The 366-nt window shown below is 64.5% G+C and carries 1 protein-coding gene; it reads left to right on the top strand.

What is annotated here, in order from left to right:
• On the top strand, nucleotides 1-366 hold a 366-nt coding region (locus AC1DIX_RS28305), incomplete at both ends, for a hypothetical protein (RefSeq protein ID WP_477328689.1).

The raw sequence follows: 366 nt of genomic DNA, 5'->3' as shown, positions 1-366 counted from the left end.
CCTTCACGCTGGTCGCGGGCGGCAATCTCCAGGCCGATCAGAGCGGCGGCCACGCGGTTCTCAACGTCAATCGCCAGTCGGTGCCGGACGCCAAGCTGAACGCCGACGTTGCCTTCATGCCCGAGGAAAACCACCTTCGCCTCAAGGCTCAGCTTGCCGAACCGAAGGGCGGCGTGATGGCGACGTTGCTGTCGCTGCCGGGCGATCCATCCGTCAATCTGTCGATCGATGGCGACGGGCCGATTTCGAACTGGAAGGCCAAGCTGCTGGCGGCCCTCGATGGACAGCCCCGCGCTTCGATCGAAGGTCAGCATGTGCTGACGCCGGAGGGTCTTCACCAGATCAACCTGAAAGGCGGCGGCGATC

This window comes from Massilia sp. 05N420, from assembly GCF_056397205.1.
The sequence above is the reverse complement of the archived record's forward strand: the minus strand, read 5'-3'. Positions and strand labels throughout refer to the sequence as shown.